Source organism: Luteimonas aquatica (assembly GCF_022662575.1).
GTDB classification, from domain to species: Bacteria; Pseudomonadota; Gammaproteobacteria; order Xanthomonadales; family Xanthomonadaceae; genus Luteimonas; species Luteimonas aquatica.
This window is the reverse complement of record NZ_JALBFU010000002.1, coordinates 57014-81865: the sequence shown is the minus strand read 5'-3', so window position 1 is coordinate 81865 and position 24852 is coordinate 57014. Positions and strand designations below refer to the sequence as shown.

Sequence of the window (24852 nt, the reverse complement as noted above, 5' to 3'; positions counted from 1 at the left end):
CGCCGAATCACCCATGCCCCGCCCGGCCCGGCGGGGTTTGCGCCGCCCCGCCGGACGGCCGCGCGCTCAACGCACGCCGGTATGGCCGAAGCCGCCGGCGCCGCGCGCGCTGTCGGCGAAAGTATCCACCACCTGCAATGCGGCGCGCACGATCGGTAACAGGACCAATTGCGCAATTCGGTCACCCGGCTCGATGGTGAAGGCCTCGCGCGAGCGGTTCCAGACGCTGATCATCAGCGGCCCCTGGTAATCGGCGTCGATCAGCCCGGTGCCGTTGCCGAGCACGATGCCGTGCTTGTGCCCGAGGCCCGAACGCGGCAGCACCACGGCGCACAGCGCGGGATCGGCGATGTGGATGGCCAGGCCCGAGGGCACCAGCGCGGCCTCGCCCGGCGGCAGCGTCAGCGATCGCTCGAGCGCGGCGCGCAGGTCCAGGCCGGCGCTGGCCTCGGTGGCGTACGCCGGCAGCGGCCAGGCGTCGCCGAAGCGGGAATCGAGAACGCGGACTTGAAGGGTATGCATGGCCGGATGCCGTGAAGAGAAGGTCGTGAAATAGGGGGTCTCGCGCGCGGCCCCGGTCGCGGGGTCGCGGACGAAGGGAAAGCAAACGCCACGCCGGGCCGCCTCATCCGGCGGGCAGGCGTTCCAGGATCAGCTCGAGCAGCTGCCCGGCCAGCACGGTCTTCGGCGCCGGGCCCAGCGCCCGCTGCCCGTCCGTCCAGTACACGGTCAGCGCGTTGTCGTCGCTCTCGAAGCCGCTGCCGGCCACGCCCACGCGATTGGCGGCGATCAGGTCGAGCCGCTTGCGCGCCAGCTTGTCGCGGGCATAGCGCTCCACCTCGTCGGTTTCGGCGGCGAAGCCGACCACCAGGCGCGGCCTGGCCGCGTGGCCGGCGACCTCGGCCAGGATGTCGGGCGTGCGCACCAGATCCAGGGTGAGGCCGCTCTCGCCCTCGCGCTTCTTGATCTTGCTGCCCGCCACCTGGCGCGGCGTGAAGTCGGCCACGGCCGCCGCGCCGATATAGATGTCGGCCGGCAGCTGCCCCAGGACCGCCTCGTGCATCTGCGCCGCCGAGCGCACGTCCAGCCGGGTCACGCCGGGCGGCGTCGGCAGCGCCACGGGACCGGCGACCAGCACCACCCGGGCGCCGCTGCGCGCCGCCGCCTCGGCCACGGCGAAGCCCATCTTGCCGCTGCTGCGGTTGCCGATGAAGCGCACCGGATCGATGTCCTCGTAGGTCGGGCCGGCGCTCACCAGGATGCGCAGCCCGGCGCCGGAGGCCTTGGCCTGGGTCATGCGCCGGCCGCCAGCGCGGCGACGATGGCTTCCGGTTCGGCCAGGCGACCGGGGCCGGACTCGCCTTCGGCGAGCGGACCGTCCTCGGGGCCGACGACGCGCACGCCGCGCTCGCGCAGCAGCGCCATGTTGGCCTGGGTGGCCGGATGCAGCCACATGCGGTGGTTCATCGCCGGCGCCACGGTCAGCGGCGCGGTGGTGGCCAGGCAGAGCGTGGTCAGCAGGTCGTCGGCGAATCCGTGCGCCAGCTTCGCCAAGGTGTCGGCGCTGGCCGGCGCGATCACCACCTGCTCGGCCCAGCGCGCCAGCTCCAGATGCCCCATGGCCGCCTCGGCCTGGGCATCCCACAACGAGGTGCGCACCGGCTGCCCGGACAGGGCCTGGAACGTCACCGCGCCGACGAAGTGCTGGGCGCCCTCGGTCATCGCCACGCGCACCTCGGCCCCGGCATCGCGCAGCCGGCGCACCAGTTCGGCGGCCTTGTAGGCGGCGATGCCGCCGCTGACGCCGAGCAGGATGCGACGCCCGGCGAGTTGGGTATTGGCGACGCTCACCGGATCGGAATTTCCCTACGGCAAAACAGGATCACAGCTTACCCGATGCCGGGAAGGCGGCCGACGGCGCCCGGCGCACGCCCGCGGTGCAATGGCTGCAACCGGCGGCGGCCGGGGCGGGATACCCCATTCCCCTGGTCAAGCCCGCGATTCCGACCGCCGCCGGCCAACGCCCGCCTCGGCATGGAGTGCCTCGCCATCCCTGGCGCCCCCTTTCCGGTTCTGGATCGTCCGGCCCGGCCCATGGCGGCCGGTCGCCCGGAGCCGCAACGAACGCCAGGACGGCGCCCGCCCCTCCCCATGCACATCCGCGACTGGCCCACGCAAGAACGTCCCCGCGAGAAGCTGCTCGAACGCGGCGTCGCCTCGCTTTCGGACGCGGAACTGCTGGCGATCTTCCTCGGCTCGGGCCTGCGCGGCTACGACGCGGTCTCCACCGCGCGGCGCCTGCTCGCCGAACACGGCCCGCTGCGCAGCCTGCTCGACCGCAGCCCCGCCGACCTGGCCAAGCTGCCCGGCCTGGGCCCGGCCCGCGCCTGCCGGCTGGCAGCGGTCCTGGAACTGTGCGGACGCCACCTGGCCGCCGACCTGGAGCGCGGCGCCGCCTTGACCGATCCGCATGCGGCCGGCCGCTATTTCGCGCAGCGCCTGCGCGGACGGCCGCGCGAAACCTTCGCCGCCCTGTTCATGGATACCCGGCATCGCACGCTCGCGTTCGAGGAGCTCTTCCAAGGCACGGTCGACGGCGCCGAGGTGCATCCGCGCGAGGTGGCGCGGCGTGCCATGGCGCACAACGCCGCGGCGGTGATCGTGGGCCACAACCATCCCAGCGGCAGCGCCGAGCCCAGCGCCGCCGACCGCGCGGTCACCATCCGGCTGAAGCAGGCGCTGGCGCTGGTGGACGTGCGCCTGCTCGACCATTTCGTGGTCGGCGACGGCCCGCCGACCTCGATGGCCGCGCGCGGCTGGGTCTAGCCGCGGCGGTGCCGCTCGGGAGCCGGTACGCCGTTCAGAGCCTTCGCGGCCGCTCGGCTACAATGGCCGACCACCGCGACACCAGCACCCTTCCGTGAAATCCCGACTCCGCGCCCTGATCGCCCGGGGCATCGATGCCCTACGCGCCGACGGCACCTTGCCCGTCGACCTGCCCGTGCCCGACTTCGTGGTCGAGCGCCCGAAGGATCGCGCGCACGGCGATTTCTCCACCAATGCCGCCATGCTGCTGGCCAGGCATGCCGGCCAAGGCGGCGCCCGCAGCAATCCGCGCGCGCTGGCGCAGCGCCTGATCGAAGCGCTGCCCACCGACGCCGAGATCGCCGCCGTGGAGATCGCCGGCCCCGGCTTCCTGAACTTCCGCCTCGCCCCCGGCGCCTGGCAGCGCCAGCTGCGCGAGGTGCACGCGCGCGGCGCCGCCTTCGGCCATCACGACGGCGGCCGCGGCCGCACCGCCGGCGTGGAATACGTCTCGGCCAATCCCACCGGCCCGCTGCACGTCGGCCACGGCCGCGCCGCCGTGATCGGCGACTGCATCGCGCGGACGCTGGCGGCCAACGGCTGGAACGTGCGCCGCGAGTACTACTACAACGACGCCGGCGTGCAGATCGAGAACCTGGCCAGGTCGGTGCAGGCGCGCGCGCGCGGCCTGACCCCCGAGGACGCCGCCTGGCCGGAGGACGGCTACCGCGGCGACTACATCCAGGACGTCGCCGAGGCCTATCTGGCCGGCGCCACGGTTGAGGTCGAAGGCCAGAGCGTCACCGGCGCCGGCAATGCCGAGGACTTCGACGCGATCCGCCGCTTCGCCGTGGCCTACCTGCGCCGCGAGCAGAACGCCGACCTGGCCGCCTTCGGCGTGTCCTTCGACGTCTACTTCCTCGAATCCTCGCTCTACGCCGACGGCAAGGTGGAGGAGACCGTGCGCGAGCTCGTCGCGCACGGCCACACCTACGAGGAGGGCGGCGCGCTGTGGCTGCGCAGCACCGACTTCGGCGACGACAAGGACCGCGTGATGCGCAAGTCCGACGGCACCTACACCTACTTCGTGCCGGACGTCGCCTACCACCGCAGCAAGTGGCAGCGCGGCTACGAGCGCGCGATCACCGAGCTCGGCGCCGACCACCACGGCTCGCTGATGCGGGTGAAGGCCGGCCTGCAGGCGCTCGACGCCGGCGTCCCGGCCGGCTACCCCGAGTACGTGCTGCACCAGATGGTCACGGTGATGCGCGGCGGCGAGGAAGTGAAGCTGAGCAAGCGCGCCGGCAGCTACCTCACCCTGCGCGACCTGATCGAGGAGGCCGGACGCGACGCCACGCGCTGGTTCCTGATCGCGCGCAAGCCCGACTCGCAGCTGGTCTTCGACATCGACCTGGCGCGCGCGCAGTCGCTCGACAACCCGGTCTACTACGTGCAGCTCTCGCACGCGCGCATCTGCGGCCTGCTGCGCCAGCTGGAGGAGCGCGGGCTCGGCTTCGACCTGGAGGACGGGCTGGCGCAGCCGCTCGACCTGGACGACACGACTTCTGGAGGCCGCGCCACCCGCGACCTGCTGATAGATCTTTCGCGCTGGCCGGAGGTGGTGGCCGCCACCGGCGAGCAGCTGGAACCGCACCTGATCGCGACCTACCTGCTCGAACTGGCGCAGGCCTTCCAGACGTATTACAACGATCACCAGTTCCTGGTCGAGGCCGCCGGCGTGCGCAACGCCCGCCTGGCCCTGGCCCTGGCCGTGCGCCAGGTGCTGGCCAACGGCCTGGACCTGCTGGGCGTGCAAGCACCGGAGACCATGTAAGTGGCAGCAAGACGAGGCAAATCGCAGGCGCGGCGCAACACCGGCAACAGCGGCGGCCTGCCCGGCTGGGCATGGCTGGTCCTGGGCGTGGTGCTGACGCTGATCGTGGTGCTGATGGCGCCCAAGTGGCTCAAGTCCGACGGCGGCGACGGCTTCATCCGTCCCAAGCCCAATCCCGACGCGCAGCCCGCCGCGGCCAGCGGCGGCGAGGAGAGCGTAGTGCAGGATGCCGACACGCCGGCGCCGGCCGCCAACGCCGGCGCCAAGCCCGCGCCTGCCTCGACGCCGGAAGAGGACAAGCAGCAGTACGACTTCTACACCCTGCTCCCGGGCCAGGAAGTGGCGATGTCCGACGCCGAACTGGCCGCCACCTCGCGCGCCGAGGAAGAGCGCCAGCGCAAGCTCGCCCAGCAGCAGCAGAAGCAGCAACCCGCGCAGGCGCCCGCCGCCTCCGGCACCACGCCCGGCACCGCCGGCAGCCTGCCCGCGCAGGTGTCCGAACAGCCCGAGCGCCCGACCGTGGCCGCCACGCCGGCCACCGGCGGCAGCACCGCGCCCGCATCGCCCGCGGCGACCACGGCATCCGCCGCCGCGCAGCCGCAGGCACGCTACATCCTGCAGGCCGGCGCGTTCGGCGCCTCCGGCGACGCCGAAGCGCTGAAGGCGCGCATCGCCCTGCTCGGCCTGAACGCGCGCGTGGAGTCGGCCGCCATCGGCGGCAAGACCGTCTACCGCGTGCGCATGGGGCCGTACGGCACGGCCACGGAACTGGCCGACGCCAAGAACAAGCTCGGCAACGGCGGCTTGCCGGCGATGGCCATCAAGGCCCGGTGAATACGCGCCGGCCGCCGCTGTTCAGGCGGCTTCTGCGACGCCGGACAAGCTGCGGTCGCGACCGCTGAGAAGCCCCTCGCGCATGCTGTCGGCCCATAGGGAGGGACCGACGATGGTCATCGAAGCCGCACTCATCAAGCCCGTGGTCGACGTGCTGATCGGCCTGTTCAAGCAAGGCGATCATCTGCGCCTGCAGCACAACGCGGAGGCCGCGATCCGCGAGGCGATCCTCGAACTGCTGCTTGCGCAGCCGGACGAGAACAAGGCCGAGGCGCGCATCGCGGTGGCCAAGGCGGCCGGCATCCTGTCCGAGGACGTGGTGCTGGCCGAGGACATGCTCAAGAAGCATCGCGCCACCAAGAGCCGCACCAACGGCAAGGCCGCCACCGGCCGCAAGCGCAGACCGGCCGCCGCCAAGGCGGCCGACGCCCCACCCGCCAGACCGGCGCCCAAGCCGCCGGCCAGGAAGACCAAAACGTCGTCCTAGCGCGTATGCTGCGCGCATCCCAACCGCGCAGGCACACGCCGCCGATGATGTCCTCGCCCCTGCTCGCCCTGTGCCTGCTGTGGCTGGCCAGCGAATGGTGGATCGGCCGCAAGCGCGCCGCCGACCGCAGCCGCGACGCGGGAACGTTGCGGCTGCTGTGGATCGTGTTCTCCTGCGCGCTGATCGCCGGCGTCTGGCTGGCGCTGCTGCCCGCCGGCCGCTTCCCGCCCTCGCTGCACGCGCCGCTGTTCTGGGCCGGCTGCGCGCTGATGCTCGCCGGCATCGCGCTGCGCTGGTGGGCGGTGCAGACGCTGGCCGAATTCTTCACCGTCGATGTGGCCATTCGCCCCGGCCAGACGCTGGTGCGCGAGGGGCCCTACCGCTGGCTGCGCCATCCCTCCTACACCGGCGTGCTGCTGACCTTCCTCGGTTTCAGCCTGTCCCTGGGCAGCTGGCTGTCGGTGCTGGCGGTCTGCATTCCGATGATCGCCGCGCTGGTGATGCGCATCCGCGTGGAGGAGAGCGTGCTCGCCGACGCGTTTCCGCAGGCCTACCCCGAGTACGCGCGCACGACCAAGCGGCTGATTCCGTTTCTGTGGTGAACCGCGCCCCGAAGCCCCCCCTTCGGACCGGCCGGCCACGATGACGCGCGCACGCAAACCCGGCATGCTCTGCACCTGATCCGCTCTCCCCCGCACGCCTCATGTCCAGGGCCGTCTTCATCACCGGCGGCACGTCCGGTTTCGGCGCAGCCGCCGTCGAACGCTTCGTCGCCGGCGGCTGGCGCGTGCTCACCTCCGGCCGCCGCGCCGAACGGCTGCAGGCGCTGGTCGAGCGTTTCGGCGCCGAGCGCGTGCACGCGCTGGCGTTCGACGTCCGCGACGCCGAGGCGATGCGCGCCGCGCTCGCCACGATCCCGCCCGCCTTCGCCGGGATCGACGTATTGATCAACAACGCCGGCCTCGCGCTCGGCACGGCGCCGGCGCAGCGCGCCAGCCTGGAGCAATGGCGGCAGATGATCGACACCAACGTCACCGCACTGGCCGCGATCACCCATGCGCTGCTGCCGGCGCTGATCGAGCGCAAGGGCGCGATCATCAACATCAGCTCCATCGCCGGCAGCTATCCCTACACCGGCGGCAACGCCTACGGCGCCACCAAGGCCTTCGTCACCCAGTTCTCGCTGGGCCTGCGCAGCGACCTGCACGGCACCGGCGTGCGCGTGACCTCGATCGAACCGGGCCTGGCGCAGACCGAATTCACCCTGGTGCGCACCAGTGGCGACGATGCCGCCTCCGACGCGCTGTATGCCGGCGCGCATCCGATCACCGCGCAGGACATCGCCGAGACGTTGTGGTGGGTGGCGAACCTGCCGCCGCACCTGAACGTCAATCGGCTGGAGCTGATGCCGGTCAGCCAATCCTTCGCCGGGCTGCAGATCCACCGCGAATCCTGACCCGCGCCCCGCGGGCCATGCCCGCGATTATTTGGCGGCCCACTCGCGCACGGTCACTTCCGACGACCCGCTGACGTGCACCGGATCGGCGTGCGCGATGGCCAGCGCCGCCTCCAGGCTGTCGGCGCGCAGCAGATAGGCGCCGCCGCTCTTGTCGGCGAAGGGGCCGGCCAGTTCCAGCTGGCCCTTTTCGCGCAGCGTGTCGAGGAAGGCGTAGTGCGGCTGGATCACCGCCGGATCGAAGGACGGCTTGCGCAGGGTGAGGACGAGATAGCGTTGCATGCGGATGCCTTGCGGCGCCGGCAAGGTGTCGGCGCCAGGAGGGGATCGACCGCGCCGATCAGGCGATCGGCGCGTCGTCGAGATAGGTGTAGCCGGTCAGGCCGGCTTCCAGCGCCGCGTTCAGGCGCTCGGCCTCCTCGGCCGGCAGCCCGGCCGCCGCCACCTTGTCGCGGTAGGCCTGGCGCAGCGCGTCGAGCTTGTAGCCGACGTAGTCGAGCATGACGTCGGTGGTGTCGCCCTTGCGCTGCTGCGCGATCGCGTAGCCCTCGCCCTGCACCCGCACCTCGATGGCGTCGGTGTCGCCGAACAGGTTGTGGATGTCGCCGAGGATTTCCTGGTAGGCGCCGACCAGGAAGAAGCCGAGCCGATAGCTCTCGCCGTGGCGCAGCGCGTGCAGCGGCAGCGAGGTGTCCAGGTCCTCGTTCTCGACGTAGGTGTCGATCTTGCCGTCCGAATCGCAGGTCAGGTCGGCGATCACGCCGCGCCGCGTCGGCGCCTCGTCCAGGCGCTCGATCGGCGCGATCGGGAACACCTGGTCGATCGCCCACACGTCCGGCATCGACTCGAACACGCTGAAGTTGACGAAGTACTTGTCGACCAGGCGCTCGTTGAGCTCGTCCAGCAGCGGCCGGTGGCTCTTCTCGTCGTAGGTCAGGCGCGCCTTCACCGCGTGGGCGATGGCGTAGAACAGGTCGTCGATGCGCGCGCGGTGCACCAGGTCGATCTGGCCCAGCGAATACAGCGCCAGGCCCTCGGCATGGAAATGCTGCGCCTCCTGGAACAGCTCCACCGCCGGCCGCGAGGCCAGCTCGTCGTGGATCTCGCGCAGGTGGCGGATCACCGCCGGCTCGTCGTCGTGCGCGTCGGGCACGCGGCCTTCCGGGGCGGTCTCCACCTCGGACACGTTGGCCACCAGCACCGCGTGGTGCGCGGTCATCGCGCGGCCGCATTCGGTGACGATGCGCGGCGGCGCCAGGCCGTGCGCCTCGCAGGCGTCGGCCAGCGGCTGCACGATGCTGGAGGCGTACTGGCGCACGCCGTAGTTGACCGAGCAGAAGCTGCGCGAGCGCGTGCCCTCGTAGTCGATGCCCAGGCCGCCGCCGACGTCGACGTGGCTGATGCTGGCGCCCAGGCGCGAGAGCTCGACGAAGTAGCGCGTGGCCTCGCGCATGCCGTTGGCGATGTCGCGCACGTTGGAAATCTGCGAGCCCATGTGGAAATGCAGCAGGCCCAGGCAATCGGTCATGCCGGTGTCGCGCAGCGACTTCCACAGGTCCAGCACCTGGCGCGGCGAGAGCCCGAACTTGGCCTTGTCGCCGCCGCTGTTCTGCCACTTGCCGGCGCCGAGCGAGGCCAGGCGCATGCGCACGCCCAGGCCCGGCTTCACGCCGAGCGCCCTGGCCTCCTCCATCACCACCGGCAGCTCGGAAGGCTTCTCGATCACGATGAAGGTCTGCAGGCCGAGCTTGCGCCCGATCAGCGCCAGGCGGATGTACTCGCGGTCCTTGTAGCCGTTACACACGATCAGCCCGCCCGGGCGCGAGAGCGCCAGCACCGCCATCAGCTCCGGCTTGCTGCCCGCCTCCAGGCCGAAGCCCTCGCCGGCATGCGAGGCCAGCGTCCCGGCCACGCCCTGGTGCTGGTTGACCTTGATCGGATAGACGGCGGTGTAGCCGCCCTTGTAGTCCCACTCCTGCTGCGCCTGGGCGAAGGCCGCCTGCAGGGTGCGCAGGCGGTCGCCGAGGATGTCGGGGAAGCGCACCAAAAGCGGCATGTTGGCGCCGGCCTCGAGCGCGGCGTCGATCACCTCCGGCAACGCGATCGCCGGCCCCTGCGCGCCGCCGGGGCGCGCCACGATGCGGCCCTGCGCATCGACGTCGAAATACCCTTCCGCCCAATGCGGGATCGAGTAGGTCTTGCGGGCTTGGTCGAGCGACCAGGCGGTCATGGGCGTGCGTCCGGTGGGCGGGAAGAGGCGCGCATTCTACCCGCGCAGCTTGAAGGCGCGGTTACCGCGCCCGCTGGTACACCGGCTCGGCGCACAGCTGGCGCACGCGCCGCGCCATCGCGCGCTGGTCGGTGCCGGTGAACACCGAATGGCTGCCGGGCAGGCGAAACGCCTCGGAGAGCCGCTTCAGCCCGGCTGCCTCGCTGGCGACCGAGCCACGCCAGTCCACCAGCACCACGTAATGCGGCGTGCCGTCGGCCAGTTCCAGGCGCTTGCGCGCCACCCAGGCCCGCGTCACCCGCTCCTGCAGCGCCAGCACGCGCGCCAGGCCGCGCAGGGCCTCCGCGTCCAGGTCATGGGCGAGCAGGCCGTCCTCGACGGCGACGGCATCGCGCGCATCGAGCGACTGCGCGCTCGGGGCGAAGGCCTCGTGCAGGGCGCGCAGCTCGGCCGCGACGGCGGCGTCGAGTCCGGGATCGCGGCGGCAGGCCTCCAGCTCGGCCAGGATCGGACGGACCGCGCCGGCATCCAGCGACATCGCCTGGCGCAGCTGCGCGATGCCCGCCCGCGCGTCGCCACCGCGCAATGCCAGCATGCCCGCGCGGTAATGCGCGGTGGCGTTGCCCGGCTCCAGGGCGATGGCGCGGGCATAGAGCGGCGCGGCGTCGTAGTCCGGGCGCAGCTTCTCCACCAGCCGCGCGTGCTCCAGCGTCTCGGCGGGCGTGGGCGCCCCCCGGCTTTCGATCTCCGCCAGGCGCGCGCGCTCGCCGGCGGCGGCCCGGTAGGCCTCGCGCCACTGCGGATCGGCTTGCGCATGCCAGCGCGCGTCGAGCGCGCGTTCGATCTGCGGCAACGCGGCGCCGAGCAATTCGCTCGCCGCCTCGCCGCGCGAGGCCAGCAGCCGCGGCGGCACGCCGAGCGCGGCCACGCGCTGGGGCAGCGGCGGGTGCGTGTCCTCCAGCGCCGCATCCCGCGCGGTCGCATCCAGCAGCCGCGCCTGATCGCAGGCCATCGGCACGCGCAGCACCCGCGCCAGCGCCTGGTGATAGTCCCGGGGCGGCTGCGGCTGCGCGGGCATGCGCGCCGACAGTTGCGGCCAGAACGTGCGCTGCAGCCGGGCCTGGGCCAGCTCCAGGCGCACCAGCGCGCTCGCCGCGGCTTCGGCGCCGGTCGCGCGCGCCGCCGCCGCGTCGGCCTCGTACTCCTGCTCGCGCGCCAGCACGAAGCTGTAGGCGTTGAAATACGGCACGTAGCGCTCGTAGAACTTGAACAGCAGGTGCGCGACGATGCCGCCGCGCTGCGCCATGCCCTCCAGCACGCGATACCAGCTCAGCCGCACGCGATAGATCCAGCCGGAGAAGCGCCCGTGCTCCGCGCCGAAATGGCCGAACTCGTGGGCGATCACCGAGGCCAGCTCCTCGCGATCGAGCAGCTGCAGCAACGGCAGGCCGAGCACCAGGTACTGGCGGTTGCCGAGCAGGCCGAACAGGCGCGGCACCTGCGCCGCCGCGGCGTTGAGCTCGCTGTCGATGACGATGCCCGACAGCGGCGGCGCGCCGACCGCCGCGCGCAGGCGCTCCACGTCCTCGGTCAGCCGCGGCGCCTCGCCCTCGCCCAGCCGATACCCGGACGGCGCCCCGGCCGGCATCCACAGCGCGCGCAGCAGCACCGCGCCGATCAGGCCGAAGGACAGGACCACGAAGACCAGCGCCGGATCCCAGCGTCCGGTCGCCAGCGCCGCCGCCAGCACCAGCAGCGGCACGCCCACCGTGATCGCGAGCAATGCCAGCAGCACGCCGTAGCCGGCCAGGGCCAGCAGCGCCAGCTTGAAGCGATACCGGCCGGGGGCCCGGCGCGCCTCCCCCTGCAGCCGCTCGATCAATGCCGCATATCGCGCCTGCGCCGCCATTCCCGCTCCGGATTCCCGCCCTGGGCCCATGCTAACAGGGGTCTGCGCGCGCCCGGCCCGGCGCGGACCCCGACGTGCAACCTTCCTTCGCTACAATGCGCGCCCGCAAAACTTCCGGCCGGGCCGCAGGCCCGCCGCGCACGATCCGAGGAACCGCCCATGTCCGCCCCCCACTGGCTCTACGAGAACTTCGAACCCGCCGGCAGCGCCATCGGCTTCCGCATCACCCGCAAGCTGGACGAGGTGCAGTCGCCGTTCCAGAAGATCGAGATCTACGAGAGCACCGACTGGGGCAACCTGATGCTCATCGACGGCGCGCTGATGCTGACCGCGCGCGACAACTTCCTCTACCACGAGATGATGTCGCATCCGGCGCTGTTCACCCACCGCGATCCGCAGCAGGTGGTGATCATCGGCGGCGGCGACTGCGGCACCCTGCGCGAGGTGCTCAAGCACCCGGGCGTGCGCAAGGCCGTGCAGTGCGACATCGACGAGCAGGTCACGCGCATGGCCGAGAAGTACTTCCCGGAGCTGTGCGAATCCAACGGCGATCCGCGCGCCGAACTGCTGTTCGACGACGGCATCGCCTACATGAAGAACGCCGCGCCGGGCAGCCTGGACATCGTCATCGTCGACTCCACCGATCCGGTGGGCCCGGCCGAGGGCCTGTTCAACCGCGCCTTCTACGAATCTTGCTTCCGCGCGCTCAAGGACGACGGCATCCTGGTGCAGCAGTCCGAGTCGCCGCTGGCGCTGCTGGCGCTGATCCAGGAAATGCGCGGCGAGATGGGCAAGGCCGGCTTCACCACGTTCAAGACCCTGCCCTTCCCGCAGCCGTGCTATCCCACCGGCTGGTGGAGCTGCACCCTGGCGCGCAAGCAGGGCGGCTTCGACTTCCGCCAGGACGATGCGCGCGCCAAGGCCTTCCCGACGCTGTACTACAGCGCCGCCACGCACCAGGGCGCGATGGCCACGCCGCCGTTCGTGGCCGCGGCGCTCGGCGAGTAGCCGCATCCGGCGAGCGGTTCGCCGAACCCGCAAGACGCGGGGCAGCCGATCAGTCTCGTGCTCGAGGATCCAGGAATCCGGCCATAGGCCTGCCGGTCCCGGCACGGAAGACATTGGGTCGCTGACTCCGAGTCGCAGCGAGTCTCCAGAACTCAGCCCGCCGCGACATTGAGATTAATGGCTCTTGCCTGAGCGCCCGATGCCTGAATCAAGCCAAGCCGCGAACGGCTGCTTCGGCTTGGATGCATTGCCAGGCTAGGCGCCGAGGCGCTTCCAATGCGAGCACTTGTCTGCGGGATTTATGTGCTGCATGCGCCAAGGGCCAATTAGTGGGTCCCAAGCTCGCCCGCCCACCAAGATTCGCCCGTCAATAAGCGAGAAAGTAACCGAATAGTGCTCGTTGATTGCCCGGCCAGGATCGAAATGGCTGTAGAAAGTTAGGGATACGTAGGCGGGAAGGCCGCCTTGTGCTCGCTCGTGGTACCAGGAGCCGCTCGCTTGGATGTAGGTAATGCCCCTTAGCTTGGTGAGGACGCATGAGTTGAGCGAGACGCTGAAACGGGGAGATGTCAGCCTGACGCGCGTCAGTGTCGTTGGATCCGCTGGGGCGCGGAAAACAGCGACCCGAACGGGGCCGTAATCGGCAGGCAGACCGTCCAGGGTGCCGTCCGCAAGGATCGGCAAGATGCGATCCTCATGAGCCAAGGCCACGCCGGCTAGGAACCAAAGCAGCATGGTTGCCGCAAACTTTCTCATATGGCTACAAGTCCGAATCAAGCCAATGCGCGAAGCGGTTTCGGCTTGATGAACTGTGAACCTTGCTATTCGATTCGAACTGATTAGCCGAGCCCGGCAACCCGGCCGGTGCGCGTGTTGACCGACCACGAACGCTCTTTTGTGTCTTGCCACCAGTCAGGAGCTCGGTCCAGTCTTTGAATCTCGTCGCCGCGCAGCTCCATGACCAGACGGATGGCGTCGACATGGGGCGAGCTTTAGGATCGCCAACGGCCCATGAGCTCGTTGAGAGGATAGCCAGAAGCAAGAGCAGCGCGCGTGGCAATGCTTTCATAGCTTTTCGATCGCGAAGGAGTCTGGCCCGGATTATAGGCATGCACCTATGGTCAGAATCGGTCTAGGCCAATTGGCTTTTCCGGATCGAATCCTCGTACCTTCCGCAACTGCCGGATCGCGTGGCACAACACCGAGTCCCTTGGAGTACCCGGCTAGGCAATCCCCAGCCAGCGCCCCACGGCCACGTTGAGCGCGTAGCCGCCGACGGTCAGGACGCCGAACAGCAGCAGCGCCAGCAGCAACGGCCGCGGCCCGGCCTGGCGCAGGGCGCTCGCCTGCGTGCGCAGGCCCAGTGCGGCCATCGCCATCGCCAGCAGCACGGTGTCCAGGCGCACGATCGCCTCCACCGCCGGCGCCGGCACCACGCGCAGCGAATGCAGCCCGCTGACCGCGACGAAGGCCAGCGCGAACCAGGGAATGGTGATCTTCGCGCGTGCCGCGCCGTCGCCGCCGCGCGCCGCGCCCGCCCACGAGGACAGCAGCAGCAGGAACGGCGCCAGCAGCATCACCCGCAGCATCTTCTCGATCACCGCGGTCGCCGCCGCGGCCTCGCCCACCGCCTTGCCGGCTACCACCACCTGCGCCACCTCGTGGATGGTGGAGCCGGCGAACAGGCCGTAGGCGTGTTCGCTCAAGCCCAGGTACGGGTAGGCCCAGGGATAGACGAACATGCCCACGGTGCCGAACACCACCACCGTGGCCACCGCCACCGACACCTTGTGCGGCTGCGCGCGCAGCACCGGCTCGGCGGCCAGTACCGCCGCCGCGCCGCAGATCGCGCTGCCGGCGCCGATCAGCATCGCCGTGTCGCGGTCCAGCCGCAGCCAGCGCGTGCCCAGCCACACCGCCAGGCCGAACACCGCGGCGATCATCAGCGCGTCGATCAGCAGCCCGGCCGCGCCGACGCCGGCGATCTCCTGGAAGGTCACGCGGAAGCCGTACAGCACGATGCCCAGGCGCAGCAGCGTCCCCTTGCTGAAATCCACCCCGGCGCCGGCCGATGCCGCGACGCGCGGGAACCGCCTGCCCAGCGGGCTGTTGCCGAGCGCGATGCCCAGCACGATCGCCAGGGTCAGCGCGCTCAGGCCCCAGCCGCGCAGCAGCGGCACCTCGGCCAAGAGCAGGGCGGCGGTGGCGAGCGCGCCGGCCAGCGCCAGCCCCGGCCAGCGCAGGCGCCATCCCGGCGCCTGCGGCGCTGCGGCGGAGACGTGGACGGCGGGATCGAAGGCGGACACGGCGCGGGACTCGGGCGGCGGAAAGTGGGCGCCACGGTAGGCCCGCGCAGCGAGGGAGTCCAATACATATAATTCAAGTTTCCATGAGTTGGACTCATGTCATGAACCTGCACCTGCTGCGCGTCTTCCTCGCCGTGGTCGAAGCCCAGGGCTTCTCGCGCGCGGCCGAGGGGCTGCACGTCAGCCAGTCGGCCGTGTCCAAGGCGGTGCGCGAGCTGGAGCGCCTGCTCGACCTGCCGCTGATCGAACGCATCGGCGCCGACGGCAAGGCGCAGCGCGGCCTGCCGCTGACCGATCACGGCCGGGCGCTGTTCGAGCACGCACGCGCCATCTTCGCCCTGGAGCGCATCGCCATCGAGGACGTGCGCGACCGCGTCGAGCTGCGCCAGGGACGCCTGCGCATCGGCGCCAGCACCACCGTCGCCGCCTACTGGCTGCCGCCCGCGCTGGGCGCCTTCGTGCGCGGCCATCCGCACCTGGAGACCGAACTGGTGGTGGGCAATACCGAGGAGATCGGCCAGGCCGTCATCGATTGCCGGGTCGACGTCGGCTTCGTCGAGGGCGCGGTCGAGGACGCGCGCATCGCCGCCACGGCATGGCGCACCGAACCGCTGTGCCTGATCGCCGCCGCCGACAGCCGCCTGGGGCTGGCGCGGCGCCCGTCGCGGCAGGACCTCTCGCGCCAGACCTGGCTGCTGCGCGAAACCGGCTCGGGCACGCGCCAGGTGGCGCAGTCGCTGTTCGCGCGGCGCGGTATCGTGCCGGCGCGGGTGGTGGAGATCGGCAGCAACGAGGCCATCGCGCGCGCGGTGGCCGCCGGCGCCGGCATCGCGCTGCTGCCGCAGACCGTGGTCGCCGACCTGATCGCGATGCGGCGCGTGCGCGCCGTCGCGCTGGCCGACGCGGCCGACACCGCGCCGCCGATCCGGCCGCTGTACCGCCTGGAACTGCGCAATCGGCCGCGCTCGCCCGCGCTGCAGGCCTTCCTGGCCGAAGACGAGGCGAACGCGGCCTGACCGCCGCGCTCAGGTCCGGTTGATCGAGACGCCGCCATCGGCCAGCAAGGCCGTACCGGTGACGAACGAGGCGCCTTCCGATGCCAGGAACAGCGCGGCCCGCGCGATCTCCTCCGGCGCGGCCACCCGCTTGAGCGCATGCAGCGCGGCCACCTGCGCCATCGCCTCGGGCGTCGGGTTCATCGATCGCGCCATCGCGGTGTCGGTGCCGCCGGGCAGCAGCGCGTTCACGCGCAGCCCGCGCGGCCCGAATTCCGCCGCCAGCGCCTGCACCAGACCGACCACGCCGGCCTTGCTCGCCGCATACGCCGCCACGCCCGGAAAGCCGGCGGTGTGGCCGACGAAGGTGGAAGTGAAGATCAGCGCGCCGCCGCCGCCGCGCAGCATCGCCGGAATCTGCTGCCTGGCCGCCAGGAAGGCGCCGGTCAGGTTGATCTCCAGCGTCTGTCGCCAGCCTGCGACGGACACCTCCGGCGTCGCGCCCATCTCGCCGAGCGTGCCGGCATTGTTGAAGGCGACATCCAGCCTGCCGAAGCGGGCGATCGCCGCGTCCACCGCCGCGGCCGCGGTCGCCTCCTCGGCGACGTCGCCCACCACGGCCGCCGCGCGCCCGCCGTCGTTCTCGATCTGTTCCACCACGCGCGCCAGCGCCTGCGCGCCCCTGGCCACCGCCACGACGGCGGCGCCCTCGCGCGCGAACAGCAGCGCCGCGGCCTTGCCGATGCCGGCGCTGGCGCCGGTGACGATCGCCACCTTGTCCTGAAGCATTGCCATGTCTTTCCTCTGTGCGAAACGGAGAGGAAAACTTAGGCGTTCGGGACGGCGCGCAATATCCGGATCTTGCGCACCGATGCGGCGTGCGCGGCGTTGCGCTACAGCGCGTCGCCGTCCAGCTCCCCGGTGCGGATGCGCACCACCCGTTCCAGGTCGTACACGAAGACCTTGCCGTCGCCGATCTTGCCGGTGCCGGCGGCCTTGAGCACCGCCTCGACCACCGCCTCGGCGCGATCGTCGGTCACCGCCACCTCGAGCTTGATCTTGGGCAGGAAATCGACCACGTACTCGGCGCCGCGATACAGCTCGGTATGCCCCTTCTGGCGACCGAAGCCCTTCACCTCGGTGACCGTGACGCCGGTGATGCCGGCTTCGGCCAGCGCCTCGCGCACGTCATCGAGCTTGAACGGCTTGATGATCGCCATCACCATCTTCATCGCGGCATCTCCGGGCGGCTGATGCGGCCAGCATAGCGCGAGCGCGCGGCGGATTGGTCGGTTTTCCGTTCGCCGCGCCGCGTCCGCCGTTCACGAACGCGGCGGTCGGGCGTCATGGCGAAGCGCTATGCTCATTGCCGGAGTTTTCCTACCGCCCGGCGCGGTCTGCGCCGACGGCATGGCCACGGCAACGGCGGCATACTGGAAACGTCAACGGAGCCTTCTTCATGATCGACCTCAACCCCATCGACGAGCTCGCCCGCCGCCTCAGCAGCCTGGTCCCGCCGGGCCTGCGCGGACATTCCAGCGAAGAGCTGCGCGAGGAACTGCAGGAAAACTTCAAGGCGGTGCTGCAGTCCGGCCTGGCCAGGCTCGACCTGGTCACGCGCGAGGAATTCGACGTGCAGCGCGCGGTGCTGCTGCGCACGCGCGAGAAGCTCGAGGCGCTGGAGCGGCTGGTGGCCGACCTGGAAGCGCAGGCCGGCGCCAGCTCCGCGCCGCGCTGAGCCGGCCGCCATGGGACTTGCGCTCGTGCAGGGACGCGCGCGCGCCGGCGTGCATGCGCCCGAGGTCAAGGTCGAGGTCTATCTCGCCGGCGGACTGCCGCGGATGTCGATCGTCGGCCTGCCGGAAGCGGCGGTGCGCGAAGCCAAGGACCGCGTGCGCGCGGCCATCCAGTGCGCGCAGTACGAATTTCCCGCGCGCGTGATCACCGTGAACCTGGCCCCCGCCGACCTGCCCAAGGACGGCGGCCGCTTCGACCTGCCGATCGCCCTCGGCATCCTCGCCGCCAGCGGCCAGATCGCGCAGGAAGCACTCGAAGGCCATGAATTCCTCGGCGAGCTCGGCCTGACCGGCGAACTGCGCGCCGTCGACGGCGCCCTGCCCGCCGCGCTGGCCGCGGCGCGCGCCGGGCGCAAGCTGGTGGTGCCGGCCGGCAACGGCGCCGAGGCCGCGCTGGCCTCGGACGTGGAGGTGCACACCGCGCGCACGCTGCTGGAGGTCTGTGCCCTGCTCAACGGCAGCAAGGCGCTGCCGCGCGCCGAACCGCCGCCGAGCGCCTGCCCGCGCGGCCCCGACATGCGCGAGGTGCGCGGCCAGGCGCAGGCGCGGCGTGCGCTGGAGATCGCCGCCGCCGGCGGCCACCACCTGCTGCTGGTCGGCCCGCCGGGCTGCGGCAAGACCCTGCTGGCCTCGCGCCTGCCCGGCCTGCTGCCGGAAGCCAGCGAGGCCGAGGCGCTGGAAGTCGCGGCCATCGCCTCGGTGAGCGGTCGCGGACTGGATCTCGAACGCTGGCGCGAACGTCCGTTCCGCGCGCCGCACCATACCGCCAGCGCGGTCGCCCTGGTCGGCGGCGGCGGCGAGCCGCGCCCGGGCGAGGTATCGCTGGCGCACCACGGCGTGCTGTTCCTCGACGAGCTGCCCGAATGGGACCGGCGCGCGCTCGAGGTGCTGCGCGAGCCGCTCGAATCGGGCGTGGTGACCATCTCGCGCGCCGCGCGCCAGAGCGAGTTTCCGGCGCGTTTCCAGCTCGTGGCGGCGATGAACCCCTGCCCCTGCGGCTGGGCGGGCGACATCTCCGGCCGCTGCCGCTGCCTGCCCGACGCGATCCGCCGCTACCGCGCGCGCATCTCCGGCCCCCTGCTCGACCGGATCGACCTGCATGTGGACGTGCCGAGGCTGCCCCCCTCGGCGCTGCGGCCCGACGCGCCGGCGGGCGAGGCCAGCGACGCCATCCGCGGCCGCGTCGAACAGGCGCAGGCACGACAACGGCGGCGCGCGGGCGTATTGAACGCGCGCCTGGACCAGGCGGAGACGATGACGCTGTGCGCGCTCTGCGAACCCGACCGGCACCTGCTGGAACGCGCGATCGACTCGCTGCAACTCTCCGCGCGCGCCCTGCACCGCATCCTGCGGGTGGCGCGCACCATCGCCGACCTCGACGGCGCGGATGCCATCGCCACCGCCCATCTCACCGAGGCCATCGGCTATCGCCGCGCCGAACACGTCGCGCAAACGCGCGTGGCCTGAATCGGCCGCGCGCGAACAACGCCTGCGCCAATCGCTCGCGCGGCTCCACGACCGCCCATCCGACGGCGCCCGCGTTCCTCCCGATGTCCGGAAACGACGACGGGCCCTTGCCGGGCCCGCCGTCATTTTCGCGCGTCCGGGACGATGCCCGGCGCACGACTCCGCCTTACTTGAACGTGTACTTCACGCCCACCGTGTAGTAGCGGCCGACCGCGCCCGAGAAGTCCAGCGGGTTGTAGTTGACCGCGCCGTAGGTCACCGGATCCAGCGGCGCGATCCGGTCGGTGACGTTGGCGATCGAGCCGAACACCTCCCAGGCCTCCGCCGGCTGCCAGCGGCCGGACAGGTCGATCGTGTAGAACGACTTGAGCTCGCAGTGGCTGCTGCACTGCGACTTCTCGATGTGGAAGCCGTCGTCGTCGGAGACCAGCTCGGTCTTGGCGCGCACGTTGTCGATCTTGCCGCGGTAGTTGACCACCGCGCTGGCGCTCCAGGCGTCCATGTCCCAGGTCGCGCCGAAGTTGATGCGGTCCTTGGGCGTGCCGATGCAGTTGGTCACGCTGCAGTTGCCGTGCGTGCCGGCGTACTCCTGCTTGTAGGCCGGCGTGCCGAGCGTGCCGTCCGCGTTGTAGACCGCATCGAGCTCGCGCTCGAAGGAGCTGATGTGGGTCCACTGCAGGTCGAGCGTGAGCTTGCCGGCCGCGCCGAAGTCGAAGCGCTGCCTGGCGTCGAAGTCCAGGCCGCGCACCGTGGAGGCGTTGGCGTTGATGTAGCGGGTATTGACCGCCAGCAGCCTGCCGCTGTGCGGGATGCCCGGCAGGTTGTCGTCGCCGCGGATCACGTCCGCGCCGTTGACCGCGATCGTCGCCGCGCTGTCGCCGCTCACGATCTCGTTGCTGCGCTTGATCTTGAAGGCGTCGAGGGTGATCGAGGTGCTCGAGGTCGGCTGCAGCACCAGGCCGACCGTGTAGCTCTTGGATTCCTCGGGCTTGAGCTTCGGGTTCGGCGCGGTGATCACCGCGATCTGCTGCGGACCGCAGTCCACCTGCGTGGCGCCGGGCGCCGGCACGCCGCCGGGGCAGCGGACCGGATCGCTGGCGCTGTCGAAGGCAGCCGAGCCGCCCTTGCCGGACTCGGCCGGATTGGGCGCGCGGAAGCCCTCGGCGTAGGTGGCGCGCAGCGCCAGCCAGTCCAGCGGCTTCCACTTCGCGCCGAACTTGGGCGTGGTCGAGTTCTCGCCGCCCTTGTAGCTGTCGAAGCGGACCGCCGCGTTCAGCTCCAGGCTCTCCAGCACCGGCGCCTGCAGCTCGGCGTACAGGCTGCCGACCTCTTCCTTGCCCGCATAGGCCGAATAGCCCAGGCCGATGACGTTGCCGCGCTCGGTGCCGGTGACCGGCGTCAGCTCGGTGGTCTGGCGGCGGTATTCGGCGCCCACGGCCAGGCCCAGCGCGCCGCCGCGCAGGTCCGTCAGCGGGCGCGAGACCTTGGCGTCGATCATGTCCAGCTGGCTCTTGGCCTTGGCGCTGATCGTGGGCGAGATGTAGTCGTACAGCGCCTGCGAGTTGGCGCCGGCGCTGGCGCCGATGCGCCACCAGCCGACCGGGCTGGCGCCGCCGTTGTTGAGCACCTCGCGCACGCGGTCGTACTGCAGGTAGCCGTCGAGACGCTGGTCGAGATCGGTTTGCGAATGCAGGTAGGCGACGTCGTAGTTCCATTCGCCGGCCACGCCCTTCACGCCGGCCAGGAAACGCATGAAGGCGTTCTCGGTGTGGGTCTTGCGCGGGCCGACGTCGAAGGCCGAATAGCGCAGGCGTACGGCTTCGCCCTGGTAGGGATTGTCCGGATGGTTGGCGCCCAGCGTGATGCCGCTGGCGTTGACCGCGCCGCCCGGGAAGCCCCAAGCGCTAGACACGCCCGAGGGCGTGGTGGTGAATTCGCTGGTCTTCTTCGAGTAGCCGAACTCCGTGTACAGCTCGGCGTTGTCGTTGATGGCGAAGGTTCCGCGCGAGAAGACGTTGACGTAGTCCTCCTTCGGCGACAGCTGGCTGAAGCGCTGCGCCGGATCCCAGAGGCATCCGCCCTTGGGATCCTGCGGCGAGACGTCGGAGAACTGCGCGCAGCCGGGCAGCGATTCGTAGTGGTAGGCGTTGTCCGCGCCACGGCGCCCGATCGCGCCCACCGGCGAGCTGCCGGCGCCGGTGTTGCCGATGCCGCTGATGGCCCCGCCGAGCCCGTAATAGGCATCGCCGATGTCGTAGCCCCAGCGGCGCGTGTCGAAGGTGCCGATCCACTTGCGGTCGCGCCGGTCGCGCAGGTCAATGGCGTCGGTCTTGGAGCCCTCGACGGAGAAGAAGACGTTGTAGCCGTCCGAAGCCAGGTCGCCGAAGCCGGCCGTCAGCGAGCCCTTGCGCTGATCGCCGCCGCCGTCGCCCGAGGTGCCGAGCGAACCCTTGACCACCGCGCCGTTGAAGTCGCTGCGCAGGATGATGTTGACCACGCCGGCGATGGCATCGGAGCCGTAGATCGCCGAGGCGCCGTCCTTGAGCACGTCGATGCGCTCCACCGCTTCCAGCGGGATCGTGCTCAGGTCGGTGTAGACCTTCTGGCCGTCGTCGGCCAGGCCGAACGGCGCCATGCGGCGGCCGTTGAGCAGCACCAGCGTCGAGCCGGCGCCCAGGCCGCGCAGCGAGATGCCGGCGCCGCCGGCCGAAAAGCCCGCGCCGAAGCTCTTGGGGATCGAACCGGCGCCGTCGATGGTCAGCGTCTGCAGGTATTCGGCGATCGTGGTCTTGCCGGTGCGGTCGATCTCCTGGCGCGTGATCATCTGGACCGGCGAGGCGGTCTCGGTGTCGGTGCGCGGGATGTTGGAGCCGGTCACCTGGATGCGGTCGAGCGTCTTGGGCTCTTCCTCCTGGGCGGCGGCGCTGCCGGCGAGCACCGCCGCGCCGGTGGCGAGCGCCAGTGCGATGGCATCGCGCAGGGTGTTGCGTGCGTGGATCGTCATTCCTCTCTCCAATCGGGTGAAAACAAGCAAAATGGGTAAAAAAGAAGCCCCGCCGAACCGTGGTGGGGCTGGAAGCGACAAGGCCGTCTGCGGACCTGCCCGCCCGGGGAGGGAGCAGTCCGGTCTCAAGCGATTCGGCCGGTTCTCGCGCCGACGCGCCTTGTCAGAGAGAACTTTCTTTTGAGAAAAAACGGCAACACGCTCCCGGCCGGCGACCGCACGGCGGCGGCCGGAAATCGGACGAATGCGGAGTCTTCCGGGAACGGTGTTGCTTCGATCTTGGGTCCTGTTCTCCCGTTCGGTGGCCTGCGCCGAATCCCGACTGCCGGCCGCATGGGAGAGAACACCCATCCAATGGCGAACCCTACCTGCGTGCGGTGCGGATGCGGCGACAGGAGGCGGGCGGCATCGCGGCGATGCCGCCGCAAAACGGCCGCGCATCGCGCCATGCGGAGGTTTTGACGCGGCCGCAGCATCCGGCCGCCTCCCTGCCATTGGTCATGGCGTGTTTTAACCAGTTACAAACGCGCGCGAACGCGCCTGACATTACCGTGGCTTCATCGACCACGCCCCGGGGGATGCCATGCAGCGCCTGATTCTCGTTTCCAGCCTTCTGCTCGCGCTGGCCGCGTGCAAGCAGCCCGCCGACGCGCCGGCCGCCAAGACCGATACGCCGCAGCCCGCGGCCGCGCCGGCCGAGGTCGAACTGATTCCGCGCGACGCGCTGTTCGGCAATCCCGAGCGCAGCGGCGTGCAGATCAGCCCCGACGGAAAGACGCTGAGCTGGCTCGCGCCGCTGGAGGGCGTGATGAACGTCTGGGTCGCGCCGATCGACGACCTGAGCAAGGCCAAGGCCGTCACCGACGACAAGGCGCGCGGCATCCGCCAGTACTTCTGGAGCTATCGCCCCGACACGCTGCTGTACCTGCGCGACAACGGCGGCGACGAGGACTTCCATCTGTACAGCGTCGACGTCGCCTCCGGCACCAAGCGCGACCTCTCCCCGTTCCCCAAAACCCGCGCCGAAGTGGCGGGGGTGAGCCACCTGCATCCGGAATCGATCCTGGTCGCCATGAACGATCGCGACCCGCAATGGCACGACCTGTATCGCGTCGATCTGGCCAACGGCCAGCGCACGCTGGTGGAAAAGAACACCCAAGCCTTCTCCAGCTATCTCACCGACGCCGACTACCAGGTGCGCGGCGCGCAGCAATCGCGCAAGGACGGCGGCACCGACCTGCTCGCGCCCGACGGCAAGGGCGGATGGAAGAAAGTCGACGAGATTCCCTTCGAGGACTCGCTCACCACCAGCCCCGCCGGCTATACCACCGATGGCAAGACCCAGTACTTCGTCGACTCGCGCGGCCGCAATACTGCCGCGCTGTTCGCCATCGACGTGGCCAGCGGCAAGAAGACCCTGATCCACGAAGACGCCCGTGCCGACATCGGCAATGCCATGAACGATCCGAAGACCGGCGTGGTGCAGGCGGTGGCCACCAACTACCTCAAGGAAGAGTGGACTGCGGTCGATCCGACCGTCGCCGACGACCTGAAGACGCTGGAGGCGATCGGCCCGGGCGAAGCCTGGGTGGTCGGACGCACGCTCGACAACAAGACCTGGATCGTCGCCTACTCCGCCGCCGAAACGCCGGTGGTCTACTACCGCTACGTCCGCGGCGGCAAGCCGGAGAAGCTGTTCTCCTCGCGCCCGGTGCTCGATGGCAAGCCGCTGGTGCCGATGTGGCCGCAGGAGATCAAGTCGCGCGACGGCCTGACCCTGGTCAGCTACCTCACCCTGCCCAAGGCCGCCGACGCCAACAACGACGGCAAGGCGGACAAGCCGGTGCCGCTGGTGCTGGACGTGCACGGCGGCCCGTGGGCGCGCGACGAGTACGGCTACGGCAGCTACACGCAATGGCTGGCCAACCGCGGCTACGCGGTGCTGTCGGTCAACTACCGCGGCTCCACCGGCTTCGGCAAATCCTTCATCAGCGCCGGCGACCGCGAATGGGCCGGCAAGATGCACGACGACCTGATCGACGCGGTCAACTGGGCCGTCGAGCAGAAGATCACCAGCAAGGACCAGGTGGCGATCTTCGGCGGCAGCTACGGCGGCTACGCCACGCTGGTCGGCCTGACCTTCACGCCCGATACCTTCAAGTGCGGCGTGGACATCGTCGGCCCCTCCAACCTCAACACCCTGCTCTCGACCATCCCGCCGTACTGGGCCGCGTTCTTCGAGCAGTTCGCCAAGCGCGTGGGCGACCCGCGCACCGAGGACGGCAAGAAGCTGCTGGCCGAGCGCTCGCCGCTCACCCACGTCGACAAGATCAGCAAGCCGCTGCTGATCGGCCAGGGCGCCAACGACCCGCGCGTGAAGCAGGCCGAGAGCGACCAGATCGTGCAGGCGATGAAGGCCAAGAACATTCCGGTCACCTACGTGCTGTTCCCCGACGAGGGCCACGGCTTCGCGCGGCCGGAGAACAACAAGGCCTTCAATGCGGTGACCGAGGGCTTCCTCAGCCAGTGCCTGGGCGGACGGGCGCAGCCGATCGGCGAGGACTTCAATGGCTCCAGCATCACCGTGCCCGACGGCGCCGACCGCGTGCCGGGCGTGGCCGAGGCCTTGAAGTCGCACACCCAGGCGATCCGCAAGTAAGGCGCAAAAACCGCGGGAGGCCGGCAAGCCGGCCTCCCGCGTCTCCCCTCTCTCCCTCGTCC

19 protein-coding genes and 1 pseudogene are annotated in these 24852 nt (G+C 70.8%); 11 read left to right on the top strand and 9 right to left on the bottom strand.

Annotation, left to right across the window (positions count from 1 at the left end; all coding sequences use genetic code 11):
* Positions 1–66: 66 nt before the first annotated feature.
* Both dut and coaBC read right to left on the bottom strand, forming a co-directional pair.
* On the bottom strand, positions 67–522 hold the full coding sequence (dut, locus tag MD221_RS06455; protein WP_242108709.1) for a dUTP diphosphatase: 456 nt from the start codon (positions 520–522) through the stop codon (positions 67–69).
* Between the two features lie 103 nt (positions 523–625).
* Positions 626–1851: pseudogene (gene coaBC / locus MD221_RS06450) on the bottom strand (bifunctional phosphopantothenoylcysteine decarboxylase/phosphopantothenate--cysteine ligase CoaBC).
* Positions 1852–2151: 300 nt separating this feature from the next.
* On the opposite strand from coaBC, the gene radC reads away from it, so the two are divergent.
* From radC to MD221_RS06420, 6 genes are all read left to right on the top strand, one after another.
* Positions 2152–2826, top strand: coding sequence for a RadC family protein (radC, locus tag MD221_RS06445; protein ID WP_242108707.1), 675 nt, complete (start codon positions 2152–2154; stop codon positions 2824–2826).
* Positions 2827–2920: 94 nt separating this feature from the next.
* The gene (argS, locus tag MD221_RS06440) at positions 2921–4639 is read left to right on the top strand and encodes an arginine--tRNA ligase (protein ID WP_242108705.1); all 1719 of its coding nucleotides are present in this window, start codon (positions 2921–2923) and stop codon (positions 4637–4639) included.
* A complete protein-coding gene (locus MD221_RS06435) occupies positions 4640–5473 on the top strand; it encodes an SPOR domain-containing protein (RefSeq protein ID WP_242108703.1) in 834 nt (277 codons plus the stop codon).
* A gap of 112 nt (positions 5474–5585) precedes the next feature.
* Positions 5586–5960 carry a hypothetical protein gene (locus tag MD221_RS06430; RefSeq protein ID WP_242108701.1) on the top strand — a complete coding sequence of 125 codons (375 nt, stop codon included), beginning with the start codon at positions 5586–5588 and terminating at the stop codon, positions 5958–5960.
* A gap of 44 nt (positions 5961–6004) precedes the next feature.
* The gene (locus MD221_RS06425; RefSeq protein ID WP_242108699.1) at positions 6005–6562 is read left to right on the top strand and encodes a methyltransferase family protein; all 558 of its coding nucleotides are present in this window, start codon (positions 6005–6007) and stop codon (positions 6560–6562) included.
* Between the two features lie 101 nt (positions 6563–6663).
* Complete coding sequence (locus MD221_RS06420) at positions 6664–7416, top strand: SDR family NAD(P)-dependent oxidoreductase (protein ID WP_242108697.1); 753 nt, start codon at positions 6664–6666, stop codon at positions 7414–7416.
* Positions 7417–7443: 27 nt separating this feature from the next.
* Here the strand turns inward: MD221_RS06420 and MD221_RS06415 are convergent, their stop codons facing one another.
* The 3 genes from MD221_RS06415 to MD221_RS06405 form a co-directional block, all read right to left on the bottom strand.
* Positions 7444–7698 (bottom strand): YciI family protein, encoded by a 255-nt coding sequence (locus tag MD221_RS06415; RefSeq protein WP_242108695.1) that lies wholly within the window; start codon positions 7696–7698, stop codon positions 7444–7446.
* A 58-nt stretch (positions 7699–7756) separates the two neighbouring features.
* A complete protein-coding gene (speA, locus tag MD221_RS06410) occupies positions 7757–9646 on the bottom strand; it encodes an arginine decarboxylase (protein ID WP_242108693.1) in 1890 nt (629 codons plus the stop codon).
* Between the two features lie 61 nt (positions 9647–9707).
* Positions 9708–11555: a M48 family metallopeptidase gene (locus MD221_RS06405; protein ID WP_242108691.1), complete on the bottom strand. Its 1848-nt coding sequence runs from the start codon at positions 11553–11555 to the stop codon at positions 9708–9710.
* 159 nt (positions 11556–11714) lie between these two features.
* Here MD221_RS06405 and speE point away from each other — a divergent pair, with 159 nt between their 5' ends.
* Complete coding sequence (speE, locus tag MD221_RS06400) at positions 11715–12563, top strand: polyamine aminopropyltransferase (protein WP_242108689.1); 849 nt, start codon at positions 11715–11717, stop codon at positions 12561–12563.
* Positions 12564–13786: 1223 nt separating this feature from the next.
* On the opposite strand, the gene MD221_RS06395 is transcribed toward speE, so the two are convergent.
* Positions 13787–14806, bottom strand: coding sequence for a YeiH family protein (locus MD221_RS06395; protein ID WP_242110652.1), 1020 nt, complete (start codon positions 14804–14806; stop codon positions 13787–13789).
* Positions 14807–14970: 164 nt separating this feature from the next.
* On the opposite strand from MD221_RS06395, the gene MD221_RS06390 reads away from it, so the two are divergent.
* The gene (locus tag MD221_RS06390; protein WP_242108687.1) at positions 14971–15885 is read left to right on the top strand and encodes a LysR substrate-binding domain-containing protein; all 915 of its coding nucleotides are present in this window, start codon (positions 14971–14973) and stop codon (positions 15883–15885) included.
* A gap of 9 nt (positions 15886–15894) precedes the next feature.
* Here the strand turns inward: MD221_RS06390 and MD221_RS06385 are convergent, their stop codons facing one another.
* Together MD221_RS06385 and MD221_RS06380 are read right to left on the bottom strand one after the other, a co-directional pair.
* Entirely contained in the window at positions 15895–16659 is a 765-nt protein-coding gene (locus MD221_RS06385) for an SDR family oxidoreductase (protein ID WP_242108685.1), read from the bottom strand.
* 98 nt (positions 16660–16757) lie between these two features.
* On the bottom strand, positions 16758–17096 hold the full coding sequence (locus tag MD221_RS06380) for a P-II family nitrogen regulator (protein ID WP_242108684.1): 339 nt from the start codon (positions 17094–17096) through the stop codon (positions 16758–16760).
* 227 nt (positions 17097–17323) lie between these two features.
* Here MD221_RS06380 and ubiK point away from each other — a divergent pair, with 227 nt between their 5' ends.
* Together ubiK and MD221_RS06370 are read left to right on the top strand one after the other, a co-directional pair.
* Complete coding sequence (ubiK, locus tag MD221_RS06375; protein WP_242108682.1) at positions 17324–17602, top strand: ubiquinone biosynthesis accessory factor UbiK; 279 nt, start codon at positions 17324–17326, stop codon at positions 17600–17602.
* 10 nt (positions 17603–17612) lie between these two features.
* Positions 17613–19127 (top strand): YifB family Mg chelatase-like AAA ATPase, encoded by a 1515-nt coding sequence (locus MD221_RS06370; RefSeq protein ID WP_242108680.1) that lies wholly within the window; start codon positions 17613–17615, stop codon positions 19125–19127.
* 166 nt (positions 19128–19293) lie between these two features.
* On the opposite strand, the gene MD221_RS06365 is transcribed toward MD221_RS06370, so the two are convergent.
* A complete protein-coding gene (locus MD221_RS06365) occupies positions 19294–22131 on the bottom strand; it encodes a TonB-dependent receptor (RefSeq protein WP_242108678.1) in 2838 nt (945 codons plus the stop codon).
* Positions 22132–22714: 583 nt separating this feature from the next.
* On the opposite strand from MD221_RS06365, the gene MD221_RS06360 reads away from it, so the two are divergent.
* A complete protein-coding gene (locus tag MD221_RS06360; RefSeq protein ID WP_242108676.1) occupies positions 22715–24790 on the top strand; it encodes a S9 family peptidase in 2076 nt (691 codons plus the stop codon).
* The last annotated feature ends 62 nt before the right edge of the window (positions 24791–24852 follow it).

Excerpts from the sequence above, each read along its gene's own strand:
- speA (WP_242108693.1), bottom strand. The coding sequence starts at position 9,646 with ATGACCGCCTGGTCGCTCGACCAAGCCCGCAAGACCTACTCGATCCCG.
- MD221_RS06405 (WP_242108691.1), bottom strand. The coding sequence starts at position 11,555 with ATGGCGGCGCAGGCGCGATATGCGGCATTGATCGAGCGGCTGCAGGGG.
- MD221_RS06380 (WP_242108684.1), bottom strand. The coding sequence starts at position 17,096 with ATGAAGATGGTGATGGCGATCATCAAGCCGTTCAAGCTCGATGACGTG.
- MD221_RS06360 (WP_242108676.1), top strand. The coding sequence starts at position 22,715 with ATGCAGCGCCTGATTCTCGTTTCCAGCCTTCTGCTCGCGCTGGCCGCG.
- MD221_RS06370 (WP_242108680.1), top strand. The coding sequence starts at position 17,613 with ATGGGACTTGCGCTCGTGCAGGGACGCGCGCGCGCCGGCGTGCATGCG.
- dut (WP_242108709.1), bottom strand. The coding sequence starts at position 522 with ATGCATACCCTTCAAGTCCGCGTTCTCGATTCCCGCTTCGGCGACGCC.
- MD221_RS06415 (WP_242108695.1), bottom strand. The coding sequence starts at position 7,698 with ATGCAACGCTATCTCGTCCTCACCCTGCGCAAGCCGTCCTTCGATCCG.
- speE (WP_242108689.1), top strand. The coding sequence starts at position 11,715 with ATGTCCGCCCCCCACTGGCTCTACGAGAACTTCGAACCCGCCGGCAGC.
- MD221_RS06385 (WP_242108685.1), bottom strand. The coding sequence starts at position 16,659 with ATGGCAATGCTTCAGGACAAGGTGGCGATCGTCACCGGCGCCAGCGCC.
- MD221_RS06365 (WP_242108678.1), bottom strand. The coding sequence starts at position 22,131 with ATGACGATCCACGCACGCAACACCCTGCGCGATGCCATCGCACTGGCG.
- MD221_RS06430 (WP_242108701.1), top strand. The coding sequence starts at position 5,586 with ATGGTCATCGAAGCCGCACTCATCAAGCCCGTGGTCGACGTGCTGATC.
- MD221_RS06420 (WP_242108697.1), top strand. The coding sequence starts at position 6,664 with ATGTCCAGGGCCGTCTTCATCACCGGCGGCACGTCCGGTTTCGGCGCA.
- radC (WP_242108707.1), top strand. The coding sequence starts at position 2,152 with ATGCACATCCGCGACTGGCCCACGCAAGAACGTCCCCGCGAGAAGCTG.
- ubiK (WP_242108682.1), top strand. The coding sequence starts at position 17,324 with ATGATCGACCTCAACCCCATCGACGAGCTCGCCCGCCGCCTCAGCAGC.
- MD221_RS06390 (WP_242108687.1), top strand. The coding sequence starts at position 14,971 with ATGAACCTGCACCTGCTGCGCGTCTTCCTCGCCGTGGTCGAAGCCCAG.
- MD221_RS06425 (WP_242108699.1), top strand. The coding sequence starts at position 6,005 with ATGATGTCCTCGCCCCTGCTCGCCCTGTGCCTGCTGTGGCTGGCCAGC.